Origin of the sequence: Hymenobacter nivis, from assembly GCF_006439025.1 — a bacterium.
In the GTDB taxonomy this organism is placed as follows: domain Bacteria; phylum Bacteroidota; class Bacteroidia; order Cytophagales; family Hymenobacteraceae; genus Hymenobacter; species Hymenobacter nivis_A.
Map to the genome: position 1 here is coordinate 768,504 of NZ_RCYZ01000002.1, position 16,263 is coordinate 784,766.

General features: G+C 67.2%; 14 protein-coding genes. 9 read left to right on the top strand and 5 right to left on the bottom strand.

Features of this window, described 5'->3' with window-relative positions; translation table 11 throughout:
• Positions 1-45: 45 nt before the first annotated feature.
• The gene (locus EAH73_RS07745; protein ID WP_140465893.1) at positions 46-1,854 is read right to left on the bottom strand and encodes a DUF885 domain-containing protein; all 1,809 of its coding nucleotides are present in this window, start codon (positions 1,852-1,854) and stop codon (positions 46-48) included.
• A gap of 114 nt (positions 1,855-1,968) precedes the next feature.
• Here EAH73_RS07745 and kaiC point away from each other — a divergent pair, with 114 nt between their 5' ends.
• The 7 genes from kaiC (at position 1,969) to EAH73_RS07780 (ending at position 10,231) form a co-directional block, all read left to right on the top strand.
• Entirely contained in the window at positions 1,969-3,696 is a 1,728-nt protein-coding gene (gene kaiC / locus EAH73_RS07750; RefSeq protein WP_140465894.1) for a circadian clock protein KaiC, read from the top strand.
• A gap of 22 nt (positions 3,697-3,718) precedes the next feature.
• Positions 3,719-4,048, top strand: a complete 330-nt coding sequence (locus tag EAH73_RS07755; RefSeq protein ID WP_140465895.1) for a circadian clock KaiB family protein — start codon at positions 3,719-3,721, stop codon at positions 4,046-4,048.
• A 3-nt stretch (positions 4,049-4,051) separates the two neighbouring features.
• Positions 4,052-4,360, top strand: a complete 309-nt coding sequence (locus tag EAH73_RS07760) for a circadian clock KaiB family protein (protein ID WP_140465896.1) — start codon at positions 4,052-4,054, stop codon at positions 4,358-4,360.
• Complete coding sequence (locus tag EAH73_RS07765) at positions 4,357-6,072, top strand: sensor histidine kinase (RefSeq protein ID WP_140465897.1); 1,716 nt, start codon at positions 4,357-4,359, stop codon at positions 6,070-6,072. The genes EAH73_RS07760 and EAH73_RS07765 overlap by 4 nt, the downstream gene beginning before the upstream one ends.
• 116 nt (positions 6,073-6,188) lie before the next feature.
• Complete coding sequence (locus EAH73_RS07770; protein WP_140465898.1) at positions 6,189-9,305, top strand: glycoside hydrolase family 3 N-terminal domain-containing protein; 3,117 nt, start codon at positions 6,189-6,191, stop codon at positions 9,303-9,305.
• A gap of 65 nt (positions 9,306-9,370) precedes the next feature.
• On the top strand, positions 9,371-9,727 hold the full coding sequence (locus EAH73_RS07775; RefSeq protein WP_140465899.1) for a hypothetical protein: 357 nt from the start codon (positions 9,371-9,373) through the stop codon (positions 9,725-9,727).
• A 141-nt stretch (positions 9,728-9,868) separates the two neighbouring features.
• Positions 9,869-10,231, top strand: coding sequence for a hypothetical protein (locus EAH73_RS07780; RefSeq protein ID WP_140465900.1), 363 nt, complete (start codon positions 9,869-9,871; stop codon positions 10,229-10,231).
• A gap of 26 nt (positions 10,232-10,257) precedes the next feature.
• Here EAH73_RS07780 and EAH73_RS07785 read toward each other — a convergent pair whose 3' ends face one another.
• Positions 10,258-10,683, bottom strand: coding sequence for a hypothetical protein (locus tag EAH73_RS07785; protein ID WP_140465901.1), 426 nt, complete (start codon positions 10,681-10,683; stop codon positions 10,258-10,260).
• Positions 10,684-10,816: 133 nt separating this feature from the next.
• Between EAH73_RS07785 and EAH73_RS07790 the strand changes: the two genes are divergently transcribed.
• Both EAH73_RS07790 and EAH73_RS07795 read left to right on the top strand, forming a co-directional pair.
• A complete protein-coding gene (locus tag EAH73_RS07790; RefSeq protein WP_140465902.1) occupies positions 10,817-12,442 on the top strand; it encodes a 3-(methylthio)propionyl-CoA ligase in 1,626 nt (541 codons plus the stop codon).
• A gap of 132 nt (positions 12,443-12,574) precedes the next feature.
• Positions 12,575-13,162: an REP-associated tyrosine transposase gene (locus EAH73_RS07795; RefSeq protein ID WP_140465903.1), complete on the top strand. Its 588-nt coding sequence runs from the start codon at positions 12,575-12,577 to the stop codon at positions 13,160-13,162.
• A gap of 132 nt (positions 13,163-13,294) precedes the next feature.
• Here EAH73_RS07795 and proC read toward each other — a convergent pair whose 3' ends face one another.
• The 3 genes from proC to EAH73_RS07810 form a co-directional block, all read right to left on the bottom strand.
• Entirely contained in the window at positions 13,295-14,095 is an 801-nt protein-coding gene (gene proC, locus EAH73_RS07800; RefSeq protein ID WP_140465904.1) for a pyrroline-5-carboxylate reductase, read from the bottom strand.
• Between the two features lie 68 nt (positions 14,096-14,163).
• On the bottom strand, positions 14,164-14,703 hold the full coding sequence (locus EAH73_RS07805; RefSeq protein WP_161599473.1) for a DUF2059 domain-containing protein: 540 nt from the start codon (positions 14,701-14,703) through the stop codon (positions 14,164-14,166).
• A 68-nt stretch (positions 14,704-14,771) separates the two neighbouring features.
• Complete coding sequence (locus EAH73_RS07810; RefSeq protein WP_140465906.1) at positions 14,772-15,953, bottom strand: acyltransferase family protein; 1,182 nt, start codon at positions 15,951-15,953, stop codon at positions 14,772-14,774.
• Positions 15,954-16,263 lie beyond the last annotated feature (310 nt).

Consider the following 16,263-nt stretch of genomic DNA (forward strand, 5'->3'; position numbering starts at 1 on the left):
AAGGTAGCGCCCAATAGCGAGTTAGAAAAGTACCAGCCCGGGGCCCTATTTCTGGGTGGCGGCCCAGGCGTCCATTTTCTTTTCGAGCACGGCCAGCGGCATCGAGCCGTCCTTGAGAATTTCGTCGTGGAAGGCGCTCAGCGAAAACTTGGGCCCCAGTTGCTGCTCGTACTTGGTGCGCAGGGCCCTGATTTTAAGGGCCCCAATTTTGTAGCCCAGCGCCTGGCCGGGGATGGCCATGTAGCGCTCGATGGCCGAGGTGGCGTCCTGGGTGCTCAGGGGCAGGTTGTCGAGCATGTAAGCAATGGCCTGCTCGCGGGTCATGTTGCGCGAGTGCAGGCCGGTGTCCACCACCAGGCGCACGGCGCGCAGCATCTCGTCGCCCAGGGCCCCGGCGTACTGGTAGGGGTCGGTGTAGAGGCCCAGCTCCTTGCCTAGGCTCTCGCAGTACAGCGCCCAGCCCTCCACGTAGGCGTTCTGGCCGCCGAAGCGCCGGAACTTGGGCAAGCTGGTGTTTTCCTGCTGCAACGAAATCTGGTAGTGGTGCCCAGGGATGGCCTCGTGCAGAAACAGCGACTCCATGCCCGAGGTGGTCGTGAACTGGGTGGCGTCGAGAATAGGCACGTAGAAAATGCCCGGCCGCGAGCCGTCCGGGGCCCCCTGGTTGTACTCGGCCGAGGCCGAGGCGGCGCGGAAGGCTTCCGTCTGGCGGATTTCAAACGGCGTTTTGGGCACGTGGCCAAACATCTTTTTCAGGTTCGGCTCCATGCGCTGGTGGATGGCCTCGAAGGCGGCCAAAATCTGGGCCGGCGTTTTGTAGGGCCGGAAGCGCTGGTCGGTTTTCAGGTACTCAAAAAACGCCCGCAAGTCGCCCTTGAAGCCCACGCTGGCCTTCACGCGCTCCATCTCGCCGCGGATGCGGGCCACCTCGCCCAGGCCCACCTGGTAGATTTCGGCCGGCGTCATTTCAGTCGTCGTCGAGTTGGCCACCAGGTACTTGTACATTTCCGGGCCGCCGGGCAGGGCCCCCAGGCCGCTGGTAGCGCGGGCCTTGGGCAGGTACTCGGTCTGCAAAAAGTCGCCGAGCTTCTTATACGTTGGCACCAGCACCGTGCCGATGGCCTTCTTATAGTCGGCCGTCAGCCGGGCCTTGTCAGCGGCCGAAAAATCCTTCGGAAACTTGTTGATGGGGCTGTAGAACAGGCTCTTGGTGGGGTCGCTCACCACCAGGGCCCGCAGCTGGGGCACCATTTGCACCACCAGGGCCCGGGGCAGCACCACGCCGGCCCGCACGCCGGTGCGGAAGTTGGCCACCGCCGTGTCGGCCCACGTGGCAAAGCCGCGCACGCGGCCCAGCCAGTTGTCGTAGTCCTTCACCGTTTTAAAGGGCTGGATGCCCTCGCCCGAGCCCATCTGGCCCATCGTGAGGGGCAGGGCATAGAACTGGTTGAAGGGCATCATCCAGGTGTTCAGCTTCAGCCCGGCCAGGTTTTGCTGCATCTGGTACCGGAAGATGTCGTAGCTCAGCTGGTCGTTGGGCCCCAGCTTGGCCCGGTCGAAGCCCTCGAGCCGCGTGAGGTACGTTTGGTAAAACGTGCGCAGCGAGTCGCGGTAGGCGCGGGTGCCGTCGTTGGGCAGCTGGTCGTTGAAGCGGTTGTCGCCCTGGCTGGTGGCCGAGAGCGGGTCGAGGCGCGACTGCCGCTCCCAAAAGGCGTCGAACAGGGCCCCCAGGGCCTTGGGGTCGGCGGCGGTGGGGGCCCCGGCAGCGGCCGTGTTGGCGTCGGTGGGGCGGTTTTGGTTGCAGGCGGTGGCCAGGGCGGCGGCGGCCAGCCCGGCAAGGAGGAGCTTTTTCATGGATGGCGAAGCGAATGCGGCCGCCAAACTACGGCCCCGGCGGGGCCCGCCGCGTGAAGAAAGGCTGAGTGGCCGGCCCGATTATCTTTGTTCTTTCCTCGATACGATTATAATATGCACAATCCTTCCCTGGCTGGCGGTTCTGCCTTGCCCCGGTTGCCCAAGGCCCCTACTGGCATCGACGGCCTCGACGAAATCACCGAAGGCGGCTTGCCGCTGGGCCGCCCCACGCTGGTGTGCGGCAGCGCCGGCTGCGGCAAAACCCTGCTGGGCATCGAGTTCTTGGTGCGCGGCATCCAGAACTACGGCGAGCCCGGCGTGCTCATGGCCTTCGAGGAAACCGCCGAGGAGCTGGCGGCCAACGTGGCCTCGCTGGGCTTCGACCTGGGGGCCCTGCAAGCGGCCAAAATGCTGCGCCTCGACCACGTGCACGTGGACCGCTCGGAGATGGAGGAAAACGGCGAGTACGACCTGGAGGGCCTGTTCATTCGCCTCGGCTACGCCATCGATTCCATCGGGGCCAAGCGCGTGGTGCTCGACACCATCGAGACGCTGTTCGCGGGCTTCACCAACGAATCGGTGCTGCGCTCGGAAATCCGCCGGCTGTTCCGCTGGCTTAAGGACAAGGGCGTGACCACCGTCATCACCGCCGAGCGCGGCGACGGCACTCTCACGCGCCAAGGCTTGGAAGAGTACGTGTCGGACTGCGTGATTTTGCTCGACAACCGGGTGATTGACCAGATTACGACCCGGCGGCTGCGCGTGGTGAAGTACCGCGGCAGCACCCACGGCACCAACGAGTACCCGTACCTCATCACCGAAGACGGCATTTCGGTGCTGCCCGTCACTTCGCTCAAGCTCGAGCACACGGTGTCGAACGAAATCGTGTCGTCGGGCGTGTCGGGCATCGACGCCATGTTCGAGCGCGGGGGCTGGTACCGCGGCAGCAGCACGCTGCTCACGGGCACGGCCGGCACGGCCAAAACCACGCTGGCGGCCTCCTTTGCGCTGGCCGCCTGCCAGCGCGGCGAGCGGTGCTTGTACTTCGCCTTCGAAGAGTCGCCGGCCCAGCTCGTGCGCAACATGCAGTCGGTGGGCGTCGACTTGGCGCCTTACCTGGCCCAGGGCCTGCTGCGCATCGACGCCTCGCGCCCCACCCTCAACGGCCTGGAGCGCCACCTCGTGACGCTACACCGGCTCGTGAGCGAGTTCCGGCCCGGCACGGTCGTCATCGACCCCATCAGCAACCTGATTTCGGTGGGCAGCATCAGCGAGGTGCGCAGCATGCTCACCCGGCTGATTGATTACCTGAAGGTCAACGGCATATCGGCCCTGTTCACGGCCCTGGTGAGCGGGCGCGAGGGCCGCCAGGAGATGACCGAGGAGGGCGTCTCGTCGCTGGTAGATACCTGGATTTCGGTGCGCGACCTGGAAGGCATCGGCGAGCGCAACCGCGGCCTGAGCATCCTCAAGGCCCGCGGCCTGGCCCACTCCAACCAGGTGCGCGAGTTTGAGGTGACCCCACGCGGCGTGGAGCTGCTCGACGTGGTGGTGGGCCCCACGGGCATCATCACCGGCGCTGGCCGCCTGGCCCAGCGCGCCCAGGCCCTGGCCGCCGCCGAAGCCGAGCGCCTCGCCCTGGACCGCACCGACCGCGAGCTGGAGCGCAAGCGCCGCGTGCTGGAGGCCACCATTGCCAACCTGCGCACCGAGTTCGAATCGGTGGAGGAGGGGCTGCGCCGGGCGCGGGCCGCCCAGCCGGGGGCCCCGGCCGGGGACGATAACGCGGCCGATACCGATGGCAATACCAAGGCGGCCCCCGCGGGCCAACGTTCAGTTTAGCATTACCGTATAAAAAGTGATTATGGATACGAGGGAAGATATGGCGGCGCTGGCGCCGCCCGCCGATGGCAAAAAATGGGAATTACGCTTGTACGTAGCCGGCCAAACCGCCAAGTCGGTGGCCGCGCTGGCCAACCTGCGCCGCTACTGCGAAACGCACCTGGAAGGCAGCTATTCGCTGGAAGTGATTGACTTATTGGAAAATCCGCAGCTGGCCGAGGGCGACCAAATCCTGGCCATTCCGACGCTGGTGCGCAAGGTGCCCGCGCCGTTGCGCCGTATCATCGGCGACCTCTCGAACGAGGAACGCGTGCTGGTGGGGCTCGACATCCGCCCGCAGGGGCCCCAATAGGCCGTGGAACCAACCACCGCCCCGCCCGCCGAGTACGCGTTCGACCTGTACGTGACCGGCGCCACGCCGAACTCGACGCGCGCCGTGCGCAACATCAAAGAAATCTGCGAGCAGTACCTGCCCGGCCGCTACGCGCTGCGCATCCTCGACCTTTACCAGCAGCCCCACTTGGCCCAGCAAGAGCAAATTGTGGCCGCCCCCACGCTGGTGCGGGTGCGCCCGCTGCCCCAGCGGCGGCTCGTGGGCGACCTTTCCGACCGGGCCACGGTGCTGGTGGCCCTGGGCTTGCCCCCCGCGCCTCCTGCTGCATGACGAATTTGCCTACCCCGCCCACCGCCGCCGCCCTGGCCCTCGAAAACGAGGAGCTGCGCCACCGCCTGCGCGAAGCCGAGGAGTTGATTGCCGCCGTGCGCACCGGCGCCGTGGACGCGCTGGCCATCCAGGGCCCCGAGGGGCCCCGCATCTTCACCCTGGAAAGCGCCGACCAAAGCTACCGGGCCCTCATCGAGCAGATGAACGAGGGGGCCCTGTTGCTGAGCCCCGAGGGTACGGTGCTGTACTGCAACGCCGCCTTGGCCGCGCTGCTGGGCCAGGCCCCGGCTGCCCTGCTAGGCAACGCCTTCGAGGCGTGCGTGCCGGCCGACTTTCAGGACTACTGGGCCGGGCTGGTGGCGCGGGGCTGGGCCGGCAAAGCCCGCGGCGAGCTGCCCCTGCGCGGCCCCGAGGGGGCCCTGCGGCCGTGCGCGGTGTCGATGAATGGGCTGAACTTCGACGGGGCTCAGGCGCTGGCCGTGCTCGTAACCGACGTGTCGGCGGCGCAGGAAATCGACGGCATCCGGGCCTTGGTGGTGGAGCAGGACGCGCTGATTGAGCGGGCCCACGACGAGCTGCTGCGCCAGCAGGCCGCCCGCCACGCCCTGGAGCAGGTAGCGGCCGAGGTGGGCCGCGTGCTGGAGGGCATCCCCCAAATTGCCTGGACCTCGGACCCCGCCGGCACGACGTCGTACCTCAACCGCCGCTGGTTCGACTTTGCCGGCGAGGGTCCCACGGCCGGGCTCGGGCCCATCACCAGCCGCATCCACCCCGCCGATTTTGTGGCCACCACCGCGCACTGGCACCACTGCCTGGCCACCGGCGCGCCCCTCGACGTGGAGTGCCGCCTGCGCAACGCGGCCGGCCACTACCGCTGGATGCTGGGCCGGGCCCTGCCCTCGCGCGACGAGGACGGGACCATCCGGGAGTGGATTGGCACCTTCACCGACATCCACGAGCAGAAGCTGGCCCTCGAGCGCGTGGCCCAGGCCCAGGCCCTGCTGCGCGCCAACAACGAGCAGCTCACCCGCGTGAACGAGGACCTCGACAACTTCGTGTACACGGCCTCGCACGACCTCAAGGGCCCCATCACCAACATCGAGGGCCTGCTCCAGGCCCTGCTGGTGGAGCTGCCGCCCGCCAGCTGGGAGGCAGCCCAGGTGCCGGCCATCCTCGACATGATGCAGGACTCGGTGGACCGCTTTCGGCGCACCATCGAGCACCTCACGGCCGTGATTGAGGTGCAAAAGGCGGAGCCCCTGGCCCACGCGCCGGCCGATGTGCAGGCCGTCATCGCCGATGTGCGCCTCGACCTGGCCCCCGAGCTGCGGGCCGCCGGCGGCCGCCTGGAGGTGGACGCCAACGGCTGCGAGCCGCTGCCCTTCGCCGAGAAAAACCTGCGCAGCGTGGTGTACAACCTGCTCAGCAACGCCATTAAGTACCGCGCCCCGGGCCGGGCCCTGCGCGTGCGCCTGAGCTGCCACACCGTGGGCAACGAGGTGGTGCTGGCCGTGCAAGACAACGGCCTGGGCCTGGACCTGGCCGACGAGCCCCGCCTGTTTGCCATGTTCCAGCGCCTGCACGACCACGTGGAGGGCTCCGGCATTGGCCTGTACATGGTGAAGAAACTGGTGGAAAACGCCGGCGGCCGCATTGCCGTGCAAAGCCAATTGGGCGTGGGCTCTACCTTTACCGTGCACTTCCGCCGCTGAGCCCCGCGGGCTGGCCGGGGCCTGGGTATTCGCCGCGGCGGGCCCGGGGCCCTGGTTGGCCCACCCGCCGGGGCCCCGCGGCTGCCTTGATCCGCAACGCTTTACCCGCCCTGCCCTTGGTTTCCTCGCTTGCCCAACGCCTCCTGGTGCTGCTGCTGCTGGCCGCGCCGCTGCTGGCCCCCGCCCAGCGCCGCACGGCCCTGCCCACGCACCGCGTTACCCGCCCCAAAAACTTTCCCCGGGGCCCCCGCCCCAAGGCGCCGGCCGCCGGCGCGCCCGCCTTCGTGCAGTACCTGCACTCGCCCTGGGTCGATTCGGTGATGCGCGTGCTCACGCCCGACCAGCGGGTGGCGCAGCTGTTCATGGTGGCCGCCTACTCCAATCGCCAGCGGATTGACGAAGACTCAGTGGCGGCGCTGGTGCAGCAGTACGGCGTGGGGGGGCTGATTTTCTTCCAAGGGGGCCCCGTGCGGCAATCCAAGCTGCTGAACCGCTACCAGGCCCAGGCCCGGGTGCCGCTGCTGGTGGCCCTCGACGGCGAGTGGGGCGTGGGCATGCGGCTCGATAGCATCGAGAAATTCCCGTACCAAATGAGCCTGGGGGCCCTGGCCGCGGCCGATACGGCCCTGCTCTACGGCATGGGCACGGAGGTGGCCCGGCAGTTTCGGCGCCTGGGCATGCACGTCAACTTCGCCCCGGTAGTGGACGTGAACAACAACGCCGCTAACCCCGTCATCGGCTTCCGCAGCTGGGGCGAAAACCCGGCCGCTGTATCGCGCGCCAGCCGCCAGTACATGCGCGGCATGCAGGACGCGGGCGTGCTGGCCGTGGCCAAGCACTTCCCCGGGCACGGCGACGTGGACGTGGACTCGCACCTGGCCCTGCCCACGGTGCGCGTGGACCGCCGCCGCCTCGATTCGCTGGAGCTGCCGCCCTTCCGCAACCTGATTGCCAACGGCTTGGGCGGCATGATGGTGGCCCACCTCAACGTGCCGGCCCTCGACACCACGGGCACGCCCACCACGCTCTCGCGCCCGGTCATCACGGGCATGCTGCGGGGCGAGCTGGGCTTTAATGGCCTGATTTTCACCGACGCCATGAACATGAAGGGCGTCACGAGCCGCTACCCGCCCGGCGAGGCCGACGTACGGGCCCTGCAAGCCGGTAACGACATCCTGGAGTTCAGCCGCAACGTGCCGCTGGCCCTGCGCATGGTGCGCGCCGCCGTGGACAGCGGCCGGCTGTCGCAGCGCGAAATTGACCAGCACTGCCGCCGCGTGCTGGCCCTCAAGCACTGGGCTGGCCTGAACCACTACCGGCCCATCGACCTGAAAAACCTCGATGCCGACCTCAATCCGCCGCACGCCCGCTACCTCAGCCACCGCCTCACCGAGCTGAGCCTCACGCTGCTGCGCAACCAGCGCAGCCTGCTGCCCCTGCGCCGCCTCGACACGCTGCGGGTAGCCACGCTGGTGCTCGGCGGGGCCCCCGGCGACACCACGGCTTTCCAAAAAGCGGTGGCCGACTACGTGCCCACCGCCCACTTCCACGCTGCCGCCAGCCCCACCCTCGACGAGCTGACGCGCCTGCGCGCGGCCTTGAAACCCTACAACCTGGTGCTGGTGAGCCTGCAGGGCCTGGGCCGCCTACCGGCCACCAATTTCGGCATTGCCCCCGAAACCAACCTGCTGCTGCGCGAGCTGGCGGGCCAAAAGCAAACGCTGGTGCTCAGCGTGTTCGGCTCGGCCTACGCCGTGGCCAAGGTGCGCGACCTCGACCGCGCCGCCGCCGTGGTGCTGGCCTACCAGGAAAGCCCGGACGCCCAGAGCCTGGCCGCCCAGCTCATTTTTGGCGGCGTGGGGGCCCAGGGCACGCTGCCCGTCACGGTGAGCAACCAGTTCCCGCGCGGCTTCGGCCTGAAAACCGAGGGCGGCCTGCGCCTGCGCTACGCCAACCCCGAAGACGTGGGCCTCGACGGCCGCCTCGAAGCCCGCATCGACAGCCTCGTGGGCCGGGCCCTGGCGGTGCAGGCCGTGCCCGGCTGCCAGGTGGTGGTGGCCCGCAACGGCACCGTGGTGCTGCGCAAAAGCTACGGCAACCAGACCTACGCCGGCTACTCCGACGCCCCGCTGGCCCAGCAAGCGAAAAAGCAAAAGGGCCGCCGCTCCCTCGAAACGCCCGCCCCCACGGGGGCCCTGAGCGTGCCCCGCCCCGTGGCCGACGGCGACCTCTACGACCTGGCCTCGCTCACGAAACTGCTGGCCTCCACGCCGGCGCTGCTGCGGCTGGAGCAGGAAGGTAAGTTCAGCCCCGACAGCACGATGGGCAACTACTTCCCGTTTCTGCGCGGCACCAACAAGGCCAACCTGAACATGCGCGAGGTGCTGGCCCACCAGGCCCGCCTCAAGGCGTTCATCCCGTTCTGGCAAGAGCTGCGGAAGAAGAACGGGGCCCTGCGCCGCCGCTACTTCCGCGCCGATTCGTCGGCCCGGTTCCCGCTGCTGGTAGCCCGGGGCCTGTGGGCGAGCCGCAAGCTGCCGGCCCGCATCAACCAGGAAATCGGGGCTTCGCCGCTCAACGCCAAGCCCGGCTACGTGTACTCCGACCTCTCGTTCATGCTGTACCCGCAGCTGGTGCGGGCGCGGTCGGGGCTGCCGTTTGAAGACTTTTTGCAGCGCGACGTGTACCGGCCGCTGGGGGCCACCACGCTGGGCTTCCGGCCGGCGCGGCGCTTCCCGCTGGCCCGCATCGTGCCCACCGAGTACGACTCCACCTTCCGCCGGCAGCTGCTCCACGGCACCGTGCACGACGAGGGCGCGGCCCTGCTGGGCGGTTTCGCGGGCCACGCCGGCCTGTTTGGCAACGCCAACGACGTGGCCAAGCTCGTGCAGACCTACGCCTGGGGCGGCCGCTACGGCGGCCAGCAGCTCTTCGATAAGAAGATACTGGCCGACTGGACGCGCTGCCAGTTCTGCCCCGACAACCGCCGGGGCCTGGCCTTCGACCGGCCCGCGGCCGACCCCAGCGTGAACTTCGCCAAAAGCTCGTCGCCGGCTGCCTTTGGCCACACCGGCTACACGGGCACCTCCTTCTACGTCGAGCCCCAGTACGGCCTCGTGGTCGTGTTCCTCTCCAACCGTGTGCACCCCACCCGTCGCAACGGCAAACTTTCGGAAGTGGGCGTGCGCACCGGCCTCATGCAAGTGTCCATCGAGAGCGTTGTGAAACCGTAGGGCCCTATCGGCCTAGTGGCCAGTGATGTACTTTTAAAAATTCCGCTTCTTCGCATCCGCCGCCCATGCTTAGCTCCGACCACTTCCTGACGGCCTTGTTCATTGTGGTTTTTGGAGCGGGCTTGGCCGCCACGCTCGCCGCCAACCCGCCGGCCCGCGACGACAGCGCCCTTTTTCGCCGCTGGACGCAGGGCTTACCCGCTGCCGTGGTGGCCCAGGTCACGCCCGAACTCTGGCAGAAGCTGGTGCGTACCTACTTTGTCACGGTGGTACCGGCGCTGTCCATCATTGGAGCGGTAGTGCTGATAGGGCCCCAGCGATTCGTCTTTCCCGTTGTCATTCTCTCCGGTTTAGCGGTGCAGGTAGCGGCCAGGTTTTTCATTCGGCGCTACTTGCTGCGCCAGGTGCTGCCGCTGGCGTAAGCTGCCTGGGGCCCTAAAGGGGTTTTGCTAGTCGATTAATTTGACCGTGCTGAATCCGTAGGGCCCTGGCCAGTTATTAAGGGTGCTTTTTAGCAAACGGCGCCTACATTTGGGCCTCGCCCAACCGCTACCGTTCTGCCCATGCTTGCCGCCGCCGAAACGTCCGCTTTTGCCCTAGCCCTCGTGGCAACCGGAACGGTTGTCGCCGCTGTGATGCTGGCCAATCCGCCGGCCCGGACCAGCAGCGCTTTGTTCCGCCGCTGGACGCAGGGCCTGCCAGCCGATGTGGCCGCCAGCGTGTCGGAAGCAACCTGGCAGCGGCTGGTGCGCACGTACTGCGCTTGCGTGGTAGGGGCCCTGGCGGTGCTGGGCGTGCTGCTGCACTGGGTGTTGCCGGCCAACCGGGCGCTGCCGGCCACCACGCTTTTTTGCCTGGCCATAGTGTTTGGGGCGCGCTTTTTCGTTCGGCGCTACTTGCTGCGCCAGGCGCTGCCGCTGGCGTAGCAAGTAGCGCCCCGGGGCCCTAAACGTTACCCGATTTGCTGCTCGGCCTGGAGCCAGGCCACGGCGTCGGTCTCGGTGATGGTTTGGTTCATGCGGAAGGGTTGGCCGTCGTAGGTGTGCGGCTCGGGCACGGCGCCGTCTTGCATAAACTCTTCGCGCAGGCCGGGCGCCATGAAGTACACCATGCACACCGGGGGCCCCAGCGTGCGCACCAGCTGGCTGTAGTACGTGCCCAGCAGCCAGGCCAGCGTGGCCGGGGCGCTGCGGTGCCGCCGCCGGATGTCGAGGAGCCAGTAGCGGGCGTGGTGCACTTGGGCATCCGCCAGCAGGTCATCGTAGCCTTGCCGGGCTTCGGCTTCCGTCACGGGCCGCAGCCAGCGGCCCACCAAAATGTCGGTGTGGGGTTGGTAGCTGATTTCCAGGAAATCGGCTGAAGGGTAGGGGAGCTGCATTTACGAAGACGGGGGCCGGCGGTAGGCCGGGGCCCCCGCTTCAACGAAAGGCCCGCCACAAGGTTGGCGCCGGGCCAAACGCGCGGCGCGTGGCTATCTTCCGGGCCCGTTCCCACCCCACCCGCTCCCGCTTATGTTAGGCCTCATGATGCACGCGCCGCTGCGCGTAGCCGCCCTGCTCGAACACGCCGCCAAGTGGCACGCCGACACCGAAATCGTGTCGCGCCTGCCCGAAGGCGGCCTCTTTCGCTATACCTACGCCGATGCGCACCGCCGCAGCAAGCAGCTGGCCAAGGCCTTGCTGCGGCTGGGCGTGGCCCCCGGCGACCGGGTGGGCACGCTGGCCTGGAACACCCACCGCCACTTCGAGCTCTACTTCGGCGTGGCCGGCATCGGGGCGGTGTGCCACACCGTCAACCCGCGCTTGTTTCCCGAGCAGCTGGTGTACATCCTCAATCACGCCGAAGACCGGGTGCTGTTCTTCGACCTCACCTTTCTGCCCTTGGTAGAGCGCCTGGCGCCTATTTGCCCGAAGGTAGAAAAGTGGGTGCTGCTGGCGGGGCCCCAGCACCTGCCGGCCAACTCTGAGCTGCCCGGCCTGTGCAGCTACGAAGACCTGCTCGAGCCCGAGCGCGACGACTACGAGTGGCCCACGTTCGACGAGAACACGGCGTGCTCGCTGTGCTACACCTCCGGCACCACCGACCAGCCCAAGGGCGTGCTGTACTCGCACCGCTCCACGGTGCTGCACGCGCTGGCCATTTCGCTGCCCGACGCCCTGGGCTGCTCGGCCCTTGATGTGGTGCTGCCCGTGGTGCCCATGTTCCACGTCAACGCCTGGGGCTTCCCCTACATGGCGCCCCTCAACGGGGCCAAGCTGGTGCTGCCGGGCCCCGGGCTCGATGGCGCTAGCCTGTTCGAACTATTTGAGAGCGAGCGGGTCACGTTCTCGGCCGGGGTGCCCACCATTTGGCTGGGGCTGCTGCAGTTCATGCGCCAGAGCGGCCACCGCTTCAGCACCCTGAAGCGCACCGTGGTGGGCGGCTCGGCTTGCCCCCCGGCCCTGATGGCGGCGTTCGAAAACGAGCTGGGCGTGACCATCCGCCACGCCTGGGGCATGACGGAAACCAGCCCGCTTGGCACCGCCAGCGTGCTAAAGGCCAACCAGCTGGCGCTGCCGCCGGACGCCCAACGGGCGGAGCTGCAAAAGCAGGGCCGCGTGCTGTTCGGGGTGGACATGAAAATTGTGGACGACGCCGGCCAGGCCCTGCCCCACGACGGCGTGGCCTTCGGCGACCTGCTGGTGCGGGGCCCCTGGGTGGTGGGCGACTACTACGGCGACCGCAACCCCGGCCACCTCACCGCCGACGGCTGGTTCCGCACCGGCGACGTGGCCACCATCGACGCCGCCGGCTTCATGCACATCACCGACCGCTCGAAGGACGTCATCAAATCGGGCGGCGAGTGGATATCGAGCATCGAGCTGGAAAACCTGGCCGTGGCCCACCCCGCCGTGGCCGAGGCCGCCGTCATTGGCGTGGCCAGCGCCCGCTGGGCCGAGCGGCCGCTGCTAATTGTGGTGCGCCGCCCTGGCCACGAGGTATCAACCGAAGAACTGCTGGACTTTTTCGAAGGCAAGGTGGCCCGGTTCTCGGTGCCCGACGCCGTGGAGTTTGTGGACCAGCTGCCCCACACCGCCACCGGCAAGCTCCTCAAAACCCAGCTCCGCCAAGACTTCGCGGGCTACGAGCTGCCGTAGAGGCTGTACCGCCAAGCTGCGCTTGGCCTTGCCCCAGGGCCCCCAGCGCAAGCATCAGTTTTTAATAAAGCTATTCGCTGGGGGCCCTGGGGCAAGGCCAAGCGCAGCTTGGCGGTACAGCACATTGAACGCATGAATCTGACGCATTACCAACGCCGTTTGCCGCACCAGCTCGGTCCGGGTGCGTCGTATTTCGTCACGTTCCGTCTTGCGGGCTCGTTGCCCCGCGAAACGGTCGCGCGGCTGTTGGAGGAGCGTGCCTTGCGCAGGCAAGAGCCCAGCGTGCCCGATGCTGGCAAGCGCTTTTTTGGGGCTTTTGATGCCGCACTTGATTGTGCCACCCAGGGCCCCTGCTACCTGAACTGCCCCGCCGAAGCAGCCATCGTGCAGGCTTCCTTGCATTTTCTGGATGGCCCGGGCTACGAGCTACTGGCCTACTGTTTGATGCCGAACCATGTGCATCTGGTGGTGCATCTACCGCTGGAAACTATTGCGCCCCTGGCCCGCACCTTGCAACGGCTAAAAAGCCATACTGCTCGGCAGCTCAACCAGCTGCGCGGTACCACTGGCCCGGTCTGGCAGCGTGAGAGCTATGACCACCGCGTCCGCGATGCGCATGAGCTAACGGCTATCATTGCCTACACGCTCAACAACCCGGTCAAAGCCGGCTTGGCCCAGGAGTGGCAGCAGTGGCCTTACAGCTACCGGCGCGAACCGTAGAGCTGTACCGCCAAGCTGTGCTTGGCCTTGCCCCAGGGGCCCAAAACGCACGTTGGTTCTTCTCAAAAAAGAGGGCGAAGCGGCCGTGCCTGGGGCCCTGGGGCAAGGCCAAGCACAGCTTGGCGGTACAGGCTACCGGCCCAGCTCCTCGGCCCTGTCCCGCGCCGCGCCGGCGCCGGCCATCAGGCCCTCGCGCACCTGGCCCGTGCCGAAGGCGCGCATGGCGGCCTCGGTGGTGCCGCCCTTGGAAGAGACTTTCGCAATCCAGTCGGCGCAGCTCAGGCCGGCTTGTGAGTACAGCTCCACGGCCCCGCGGAAGGTTTGGCTTACCAGCAGCTCGGCTTCGGCGGGGGCGAAGCCCATTTGGGCGGCCGCCGCCATCAGGGCGTCCATGCAGTAGTACACGTAGGCCGGGCCGCTGCCCGAAATGGCCGTGCTGGCGTCGATGGCGGCCTCGTTCTCCACGTAAATGGTTTTGCCGGTGGTAGATAGCAGGTTTTGCACCTGCACCAGCTCGGCGCGGCTCACCTCGTCGGTGCTGGTGAAGGCCGTCATGCCCATCCCGATTTGGGCGGGCAAGTTGGGCATGGCCCGGATGATTTTGGGCGTGCCCAGCGCCTGCCGCAGCGTGGCCACCGTGACGCCCGCCATAATGCTGAGCACCACCTGCTCGGGCTGCACCAGCCCCGCCAGCCGCGCAAACAGGGCCCCCGAGTCCTGCGGCTTCACGGCCAAGATGATGATGCTGGCGCCGGGCACGCACTCCTCGGGCGTGCCCCACACCGTGCCGATTTCGTGGGCCGCCAGGGCCCCCACGCGCTCGGGCGAACGGGCCAGTAGCCGCAAATCGAGCCGCGAAGTTATGTGGGCGCGCACGAAGCTGCGGGCGTAGGTCAGGCCCATGTTGCCGCCACCGATGATGAGGATTTTCAAGCTGAAGTGAGTTAGTGAAGATAAAGCCATTGGCCCAGCTTTTTGGGCGTGACCCCTTGGGCGCTGCGCTATTTGCGCAGGGCCTGCATCATGCGTTGCATCTCGGGCATCAATACCTGCACCCGGCGTTGGGTGGCGGCGGCCACCAAGCGGGCCGCTTCGGGTTGCTTGCGCAGCAGCAGCTGGCCTAGGCTAGAGCGGTAAAAGGCGGTGAGCTCGCGCAGTTCTTTGGTGGTAAACGTGTGGCCGTAGGCTTGGATCAGGTCTTCTTTTACCGCGTCCCAGCTCATGGATTTCTTGTAAAACTCGCGCATTTTGGTTTGCAGTTCCGCCCGTTGGGCCTTGCGCTCCGGCGTTTGTGGCTCCTGCGATTGGGCCACTAGCTGGGCCTGCGCCGCTTCCTGCGACTTGAGTATCATCTCTGTCTGGCTGGCCAGCTGCTGCTTCATTTGCATGGCTATCAGCAAATCGAGGGCGGCCGCGTGCTGCGCCGCCGGCAGCGGTGCCTGGGCGGCCGCAGGCGTGGCCTTGGCCGTGGTTTGGGCCTGTGCCTGGGCCACCGGGCTGGCAAAGCCCAGGGCGCCAAGTAGCAACAAAAATTTGCGCATGTGCGAGGGAAAGTAGGGGAGGACGCAAATAACGATTCCATCCGGCATTGCCCCGCCACGCCAGGGCCCTATACCTTCACAATGACGCCCTTTTTGCGCATCAAATGCAGGATGCCCCACCAGATAACCACTAGCGTGAGGGCCCCGGCGAGCGAGGCGTTGCGCGGATCCTGGAACAGCGGCGCGATGCCCCAGCGGTACAGCCAGTCGCTGAAGCCCAGCGCGTTGCCCTGGGGCCCCGGTAGCTGAAACAGCTCGAACGTGCGCGAGAGGATGGCCGACAGGAAAAATACCGTGATGGCGTTCACGCCGTAGTCCAGGGCTGGGCCGGCGAAGCGGCGGTAGCCCTGCACGTCGCACAGCCAGTACAGGGCCGCCAGCGTGGCCAGGGCCAGGCCGCCGGCGTAGAGCACGTAGGAGCTGGTCCACAGCGCTTTGTTGATGGGAAACCAGCCGTTCCAGACGAGGCCCAGCACGATGGCCGCGCCCGCCGCTACAAACAGCCAGGCCACTTTAGCGGCCGGCTCGGGGCTTGGGCGGCGCAGCCACTGGCCGGCCAGGGCCCCCAGCAGGCCCGTGCCCAGGGCGGGCAGCGTGCCCAGCAGGCCCTCGGGGTCCCAGGTGCGCGACGACTTCCAGAGGTGGGGGATGGTGATGACGAGCCGGTCGAGCCAGGCGCCCAGGTTGGCTTCGGGCGCCAGGCTGGCGGGGCCCACGCCGGGCACCGGCACCACTTGCAGCAGCACCGCGTAGCCCACCAGCAGGGCCCCCAATATGGCCAGCTGGGTGCGCCAGTTGGTGGTTAGAAATAGCACGCTGCACCCAAAAAATACCAGCCCCGTGCGCTGCAGCACGCCCAGGATGCGCACCTCTGAAAAATTGAAGTGCGGGTAGAGCGACGTGAGCACGCCCAGCCCAAAGAGCAGCGCCGCCCGCCGCGCCACCCGCGCCACCAGGGGCCCCCGGGCGTCGCCGCGGCGCTTGGCCCCGTCGAGGGCATACACCAGGCTCACGCCCACGATGAACAGGAAAAACGGGAAAATGAGGTCCGTGGGTGTGCAGCCGTTCCACTCGGCGTGCTCCAGCGGCGGGTAGATGTGGCCCCAGTCGCCGGGGTTGTTCACCAGCGTCATGGCCATCACGGTGAGGCCGCGGAACACGTCGAGGCTGATGAGGCGGCCGGGCTGCGAGGCTTCGGCCAGGGGCAGGGCCCCGGTGGTATCAAGGGCGGCTTGGGTGGTGGCGCGCATAAGAAACGGGGAAGCGGGCGGGGGTAGGCGGGGGAAGGGGTGGGGGCGGGGTGGCGCGTTCAGAGGTCATTCAGGCCGTCACGCAGTGCGCAGCGAAGCACTTTTCCCGCGGTACTAATCATGTTTACTGCCGCGGCAAAGATGCTTCGCTGCGCGTTGCACGACCGTTGGCAGGGTTCTTTATGGCTGCGCGAAGCACCCAGATTTCAAAAGAACCACCATCAAAAGTTGAATTACTTCTAATAGAGATGGCAGAAATTTTGGATAATTTCAATTCACTAAAAGTACATTATCCAAATGTTTTGCAATC

Coding starts and splice junctions, on each gene's coding strand:
- EAH73_RS07785 (WP_140465901.1), bottom strand. CDS start 10,683: ATGCAGCTCCCCTACCCTTCAGCCGATTTCCTGGAAATCAGCTACCAA.
- EAH73_RS07805 (WP_161599473.1), bottom strand. CDS start 14,703: ATGCGCAAATTTTTGTTGCTACTTGGCGCCCTGGGCTTTGCCAGCCCG.
- kaiC (WP_140465894.1), top strand. CDS start 1,969: ATGCACAATCCTTCCCTGGCTGGCGGTTCTGCCTTGCCCCGGTTGCCC.
- EAH73_RS07745 (WP_140465893.1), bottom strand. CDS start 1,854: ATGAAAAAGCTCCTCCTTGCCGGGCTGGCCGCCGCCGCCCTGGCCACC.
- EAH73_RS07795 (WP_140465903.1), top strand. CDS start 12,575: ATGAATCTGACGCATTACCAACGCCGTTTGCCGCACCAGCTCGGTCCG.
- EAH73_RS07810 (WP_140465906.1), bottom strand. CDS start 15,953: ATGCGCGCCACCACCCAAGCCGCCCTTGATACCACCGGGGCCCTGCCC.
- EAH73_RS07790 (WP_140465902.1), top strand. CDS start 10,817: ATGTTAGGCCTCATGATGCACGCGCCGCTGCGCGTAGCCGCCCTGCTC.
- EAH73_RS07765 (WP_140465897.1), top strand. CDS start 4,357: ATGACGAATTTGCCTACCCCGCCCACCGCCGCCGCCCTGGCCCTCGAA.
- EAH73_RS07775 (WP_140465899.1), top strand. CDS start 9,371: ATGCTTAGCTCCGACCACTTCCTGACGGCCTTGTTCATTGTGGTTTTT.
- EAH73_RS07780 (WP_140465900.1), top strand. CDS start 9,869: ATGCTTGCCGCCGCCGAAACGTCCGCTTTTGCCCTAGCCCTCGTGGCA.
- EAH73_RS07755 (WP_140465895.1), top strand. CDS start 3,719: ATGGATACGAGGGAAGATATGGCGGCGCTGGCGCCGCCCGCCGATGGC.